3 protein-coding genes and 1 pseudogene are annotated in these 5,648 nt (G+C 68.2%); 1 reads left to right on the forward strand and 3 read right to left on the reverse strand.

Annotated features, from left to right (window positions below):
• Positions 1–66: 66 nt before the first annotated feature.
• Positions 67–1,635 (reverse strand): PAS domain-containing methyl-accepting chemotaxis protein, encoded by a 1,569-nt coding sequence (locus EBL85_RS16400; RefSeq protein WP_190288115.1) that lies wholly within the window; start codon positions 1,633–1,635, stop codon positions 67–69.
• A gap of 594 nt (positions 1,636–2,229) precedes the next feature.
• On the opposite strand from EBL85_RS16400, the gene nhaD reads away from it, so the two are divergent.
• Positions 2,230–3,654 carry a sodium:proton antiporter NhaD gene (nhaD, locus tag EBL85_RS16405; RefSeq protein ID WP_123140440.1) on the forward strand — a complete coding sequence of 475 codons (1,425 nt, stop codon included), beginning with the start codon at positions 2,230–2,232 and terminating at the stop codon, positions 3,652–3,654.
• A 61-nt stretch (positions 3,655–3,715) separates the two neighbouring features.
• Here nhaD and mgtE read toward each other — a convergent pair whose 3' ends face one another.
• Both mgtE and EBL85_RS17295 read right to left on the reverse strand, forming a co-directional pair.
• Entirely contained in the window at positions 3,716–5,158 is a 1,443-nt protein-coding gene (gene mgtE, locus EBL85_RS16410) for a magnesium transporter (protein WP_123143466.1), read from the reverse strand.
• 113 nt (positions 5,159–5,271) lie between these two features.
• Positions 5,272–5,648 (reverse strand): annotated as a pseudogene (locus EBL85_RS17295) (hypothetical protein); the annotation flags it as partial.

Consider the following 5,648-nt stretch of genomic DNA (forward strand, 5'->3'; position numbering starts at 1 on the left):
CAGCGGCGCGCCCGGCTTCCCCTCCCCTCCGACAAACGCCTTGAACGCGACCGGGGCGCGTCGTCCTCAACCGAAGGTGCGGCTCATGTCGTGGAGACGCTGCAGCTGTCTGAGCGCCTCGTCGGCGACCTCGGCCAGCTCGCGGCTCTTCTCCAGGGTGTTGCGCGCGGCATCGTCGACGCGATGACTGTTGCGGCTGATCTCCTCGGCCACCGCGCCCTGCTCCTCGGTCGCCGAGGCGACGCGGTGGATGTAGTCGAGCACCTGACCGAGCTGCTCGGTGATCTCCTCGACCAGGGTGATCGACTCGCGACTGTCGGTCGAGCACACCCTGGCGCCCTCGACGCTGTCGCCGAGCGACTGCACCAACGAGGCGATATAGGCATTCATCTGCTCGATATTGGTACGGATCTCGCCGGTGAAGCGCTGGGTGCGGGTGGAGAGGTTGCGCACCTCGTCGGCCACCACCGAGAAGCCGCGCCCGTGCTCGCCGGCGCGCGCCGCCTCGATCGCGGCGTTGAGCGCGAGCAGATTGGTCTGCTCGGCCAGCCCGTTGATCTCCTGCATCGCCCCGCCGACCTTGTCGGCGGCCTGACGCAGATCGTTCGACTGCCCGGCCACCGCCTCCATGGTATCGGCCAGCCGCAGGGTGCGCTGGGCGCTGTGGTGGATGCGATCGCGGGCACTGGTGCAGTTGGCGCTGGTACGCTCCAGCAGCCCCTCGGACTCGTTGGTGATGTTGGCGATGTCGGTGATGGTGGTACTCATCTGGGTCATCGCGGTGGCGATCTGCGAGAGCTCGTTGCGTTGCAGCTCGACATCGCCGAGGGTCTCGGCGGAGGCGTCGGCGGTGCGCTGGGCGAGCAGCTTGAGCTTGTCGGCGCGATCGGTCACCCGACCGAGGATGGTGCGTACCCGCGCCTCGAGCAGACCGACCCGAAAACGCACGACGTCGGCCACCGAGTCGCCGGCATAGACCTGACGACTGATGCTGTCGTACTCCTGGCGCATCCGTCGCAACAGACGCAGGCAGCCGACCAGCTCGGCCCCGCCGACCAACAGCGTCAGGGTGGCGATCAGGGCGCCGGCGATCACCCAGGGCGACAACAGCCAGGCGGCGGCAGCGAGAGCGAACGTCCCCACCACCCAGGGCGTAACCAGCCGGACCAGCCGCAACACGTCCACCCGCCGACCGCGCCGCATCCGCGCGTAGAGATGCTCGGCGCGCTCGATCAGTTGACGTCCGGCCGGACAGGTGCGCACCGACTGGTAGCCGACGCGCTCGCCGCGCTCGAAGATCGGCGTGACATAGGCGTCGACCCAGTAGTAACGCCCGTCCTTGCAGCGGTTCTTGACCAGCCCGCGCCAGCTCTCGCCGGCCTTGAGCTTCTCCCACATGTCGCGAAAGGCCTCGGCGGGCATATCGGGGTGGCGCACGATGTTGTGCGGTCGCCCGACCAGTTCGTCGAGGGTGTAGCCGCTGACCTCGACGAAGGCGTCGTTGGCATAGGTGATGATTCCACGCAGATCGGTCGTCGACACCAGCTGTCGCTCCCGATCGAAGGTGACCTCCGTGTCGATGACCGTCCTGTCGCGCTTGCGATCCCCGCCGACCCGACCCGTTTGAACGTGCATCTCCAACATCCGAGCCCCCCATCCTGGTCCATCGTGTTGGTTCAGGTCATACCGGGCAGTCACCACCGGGCATCGTGAACACCGACGTGCCGCGGGCGACACCGGCGAGCGCTCCGAACGAATCGGCCACGCTCACCTCCAGCCCTGAATCCCGAGCCGATCGTCTCCAAGCAATGGCCCCCATCAGGGGCTTTTCAAGACACGTAGCGTGCTGACGATGCAGTGACCGCTTCTCGCACCGCGCCAGTGCAGTGATGCACCCAGATGCCGCTCGTCGGCCCGTTCAGGAATCGGACCGGCGATCAGGATGACGAGCGCAGCGACGCATCAGCGGCCAGGATTGCCTGACATCGCTTCGTGGACCGGCACCCTCAGCCGCCACGGACCCGGGGCACGCGAGCGCACGGCTCCGGCCAGCGGGACTGGGGCCCGAAGGGGGGACGAGAAAAGGCACGGGACTTGCCAGAAACCTTTTTCAAGCGGCATCCTAAAGTGTTTTTCGTTTGCGAAAATCCGTGTTCCACGGCGTCCCGGTCGAGCGGCCGGCCTGCCCGCGCCGTGGTCGTCACGAACCCTCACACACAAGGAAACCCTATGCATCATCCCGTCTTCAGGGGGCTGATCACCGCCCTCTTGTTCATCTCACCGGCCTTGGCCATGGCCTCGGAGTCGGCCGTCGAGCACTTCGACCTGACCACCAGCTGGGTCGGCTTCTCGGCGCTGGCGATCTTCGTCGCCGCCTACGCCCTGGTCATGGCCGAGGAGTTCACCCACCTGCGCAAGTCCAAGCCGGTGGTGCTCGCCGCCGGCGCGATCTGGCTGATCATCGCCTACTACTACACCACCCACCACGGCGCGCCCGAGGCCGCCGCCGAGGCGGTGCGTCACAACATCATGGAGTTCGGCGAGCTGTTCCTGTTCCTGCTCGCGGCGATGACCTACATCAACGCCATGGAGGAGCGGCAGGTGTTCGACGCGCTGCGCTCCTGGCTGATCCGTATGGGCTTCAGCTACCGCACCCTGTTCTGGACCACCGGTCTGCTCGCCTTCTTCATCTCGCCGGTGGCCGACAACCTCACCACCGCGCTGCTGATGTGCGCCGTGGTCATGGCCGTCGGCGCCGACAGCCCGCGCTTCGTCGGCCTCGCCTGCATCAACATCGTGGTCGCGGCCAACGCCGGCGGCGCCTTCAGCCCGTTTGGCGACATCACCACGCTGATGGTGTGGCAGAAGGGTCTGATCGACTTCCAGACCTTCTTCGCGCTGTTCATCCCCTCGGTGCTCAACTTCGCCGTGCCGGCCGCCTTCATGCACCGCGCCATCCCCAACGAGACCCCGCCGCCGAGCGACGAGCGGGTGCGGATGAAGCGCGGCGCGCTGCGCATCGTGCTGCTGTTCCTCGCCACCATCGCCACCGCGGTGAGCTTCCACAACTTCTACCACCTGCCGCCGGTGCTCGGCATGATGACCGGTCTGGCCTATCTCAAGTTCTTCGGCTTCTATCTCAAGAAGACCGGCGAGCAGGCCACCATCAAGCGCGGCGAGATCGAGGACACCCTCCCCTTCGACATCTTCACCGGCGTGGCGCGCGCCGAGTGGGACACCCTGCTGTTTTTCTACGGCGTCATCCTCTGCGTCGGCGGTCTCGGCTTCATCGGCTATCTCGAGCTGGTCTCGCAGGTCGCCTACGGTGATCTCGGCCCGACCATCGCCAACACCCTGGTCGGCGTGCTCTCGGCGATCGTCGACAACATCCCGGTGATGTTCGCGGTGCTGACCATGAACCCCGACATGACCCAGGGCCAGTGGCTGCTGGTCACCCTCACCGCCGGCGTCGGCGGCAGCCTGCTGTCGATCGGCTCGGCGGCGGGCGTGGCGCTGATGGGGCAGTCGAAGGGCATGTACACCTTCTTCGGCCACCTGCGCTGGACCCCGGTGATCGCGCTCGGCTACGTGGTGAGCATCCTCGCTCACTTCATCATCAACCACCGCTACTTCTCGATGCCGGTGGGCGGCTGATCGCGCCGGTCCACGCCGCCCGGCGTGGACCGACCACGCCGGCCCCGCCCGGGGCCGGCGCTCAGAGCAGCAACAGGGTCGCCAGTCCGAGGAAGATGAAGAACCCGCCGGAGTCGGTCAGCGCGGTGATCAGCACCGAACTGCCGAGCGCCGGGTCGCCGCCGAAGCGCTGGCGCAACAGCGGGATCAACACCCCGGCGGTGGCCGCCAGCAGCAGGTTGAGGGTCATCGCGGCGATCATCACCAAGCCCAGTCCGGGACTGCCGTAGAGCACCCCGGCGAGCACCCCGACCACCCCGCCCCACACCAGACCGTTGATCAGCGCCACCCCCAGCTCCTTGCGCAACAACCGTCCCAGCGCCGCCGATTCGACCTGCCCCATGGCAATCGCGCGCACGATCATGGTGATGGTCTGGTTGCCGGCATTGCCGCCGATCCCGGCGACGATCGGCATCAGCGCGGCGAGCGCCACCAACTGACCGATCGAGTCCTCGAACAGATCGATCACCCGCGAGGCGACGAAGGCGGTGATCAGGTTGATCGCCAGCCAGGCCCAGCGGTTCTTCACCGAGCGGATCACCGGCGCGAACAGATCCTCCTCCTCGCGCAGACCGACGTTGCCGAGGATCTCGGCCTCGGACTCCTCGCGGATGTAGTCGACCATGTCGTCGACCGTCAGTCGCCCGATCACCCGATCGCGCTCCGAGACCACCGGCACCGAGACCAGGTCGTAGCGCTCGAAGGCCTGGGCCGCGGCGCCGGCGTCGTCGTCGGGGCGGAAGGTGACCACCGCGCGCGATTTCATCACCTCGGAGACGGTGCGCTCGGGGGCGTTGACCAGCAGGGATTCGAGCGTCAGCAGACCACGGAAGCGCTCCTCGCGATCGACCACGAAGAGCTTGTCGGTGTGGTCCGGGAGCGCGCCGAAGCGGCGCAGATAACGCAGCACCGCGCCCAGGGTGACCTGCTCGCGAACCTTGATCAGGTCGAAGTCCATCAGCGCGCCGACCGTGCCCTCGGGGTAGGACATCGCCTCGCGCACGTGCGCCTGCTCGTCCTGATCGAGCGCGGCGAGCACCGCCTGCACCACCTCGGGCGGCAGGTCGGGGGCGAGATCGGCCAGCTCGTCGGCGTCGAGACCCAGTGCCATCGCCTTGAGCGCGTAATGGTCCATGGTCTCGAGCAGGCTCGCGCGCACCGCGTCGGAGACCTCGAGGAGGATGTCGCCGTCCTTGTCGGCACGCACCAGCTCCCACACGAACAGCCGGTCGGCGAGCGGCAGGGTCTCGAGGATCCAGGCGATATCGGCCGGGTGCAGACGGTCGAGCTTGCGCTGCAGCCGCGCCAGATTCTGCTTGTGGGTGATCGACTCGACCAGGTCGCGGTGCGGCATCTGCTGACGATGCACCAGCTCGTCGACCAGACGCTGGCGCGAGAGCAGCTCCTGCACGTCGCGCAGATGACGGTGGAGGACGTCGGGATCGCGGGATTTCGACTGTGACATGCGCGTGAGGCCGGGCTGAGCGGGGATGAGGGGATCGCCGTGCGGACGACCTCGCACAGGCCGCGCGCCGCGCGACCGCGGACCGAGGCGATTATACCGATCCGGCGTGACGGTCAGCGCCCCGGGACGGGCGTCGCGGGGGCCGTGGTCCGGGTGCGCTCGAGTTCACGCTTGAACGACTCGATATCGCGCAGCAGCTCCGCGGGCAGGGCCGCCACCGGCGGCGCCGGGTCGGCGCTCGGCGGTGGCGGCCCGGGCGACTCGGGCGGCTCGACAGCCCCGGGCGCCTCAGGCAACGACCGGGGGACTGGCGGCGGGGTTGGCGACGGCTCGACGGCGACCCGCGGCGGCGCGGACGCGACCGCATCCGGCGCGGCTGCAGGCACGAGCGGCACCGTCGACACCCGCCACGCCCCGTAGAGCGCCACCGCCAGCGCCAGGGTCGCGAGCAGCGTCGCCACCAATCCCCAGCGCGAGGGGACCGGCGCCG

This window comes from Marichromatium sp. AB32, assembly GCF_003718675.1.
In the GTDB taxonomy this organism is placed as follows: domain Bacteria; phylum Pseudomonadota; class Gammaproteobacteria; order Chromatiales; family Chromatiaceae; genus Marichromatium; species Marichromatium gracile.

Bases quoted from the DNA above. Each gene is read 5' to 3' on its own strand.
- nhaD (WP_123140440.1), top strand. From the start codon at position 2,230: ATGCATCATCCCGTCTTCAGGGGGCTGATCACCGCCCTCTTGTTCATC.
- mgtE (WP_123143466.1), bottom strand. From the start codon at position 5,158: ATGTCACAGTCGAAATCCCGCGATCCCGACGTCCTCCACCGTCATCTG.
- EBL85_RS16400 (WP_190288115.1), bottom strand. From the start codon at position 1,635: ATGCACGTTCAAACGGGTCGGGTCGGCGGGGATCGCAAGCGCGACAGG.